Origin of the sequence: Chitinophaga sp. sic0106 (assembly GCF_019219075.1) — a bacterium.
GTDB lineage: Bacteria > Bacteroidota > Bacteroidia > Chitinophagales > Chitinophagaceae > Chitinophaga.
Genome location: NZ_JAHUWJ010000055.1, coordinates 1 through 499, shown reverse-complemented (window position 1 = coordinate 499; position 499 = coordinate 1). Strand labels below are relative to the sequence as shown.

General features: G+C 40.9%; 2 tRNA genes and 1 rRNA gene. All 3 read left to right on the top strand.

The annotated features are described in order from the left end of the window. A 16S ribosomal RNA gene (locus tag KW844_RS28900) occupies positions 1-80 on the top strand; the annotation flags it as partial. 74 nt (positions 81-154) lie between these two features. Beyond that, positions 155-229 (top strand) — tRNA-Ile (locus tag KW844_RS28895). Positions 230-242: 13 nt separating this feature from the next. Then, positions 243-316: transfer RNA gene (locus tag KW844_RS28890), tRNA-Ala, on the top strand. The last annotated feature ends 183 nt before the right edge of the window (positions 317-499 follow it).

The window sequence follows — 499 nt, the reverse complement described above, 5'->3', positions numbered from 1 at the left end:
CGCCTAGGGTAAAATCGATAATTGGGGCTAAGTCGTAACAAGGTAGCCGTATCGGAAGGTGCGGCTGGAATACCTCCTTTTTAGAGCTCATTATCTGTAGCTCGTTGTTTCCATTCTCTTTCAAATTAAGTTCTTTAATTTTTTTAAGACTCATAGATCCGTAGCTCAGCCTGGTTAGAGCACTACACTGATAATGTAGGGGTCAGCAGTTCAAATCTGCTCGGGTCTACTAAAATAAGTCTGGGGGATTAGCTCAGCTGGCTAGAGCACCTGCCTTGCACGCAGGGGGTCAACGGTTCGAATCCGTTATCCTCCACTTAATTTTAATTAGTTCTTTTTACATAATGTACGCCGCAAGGGCACGGAGATCGAATCTCATACATTAACATCGATTGAGTAATCAATCCAAAGTTCTTTGACATATTGGAGAAACAAAAGTTGTGTACTTAAGTAGTAATACTTAAATACAAATTATTTAAAGCGAATAAGGGCGCATGGT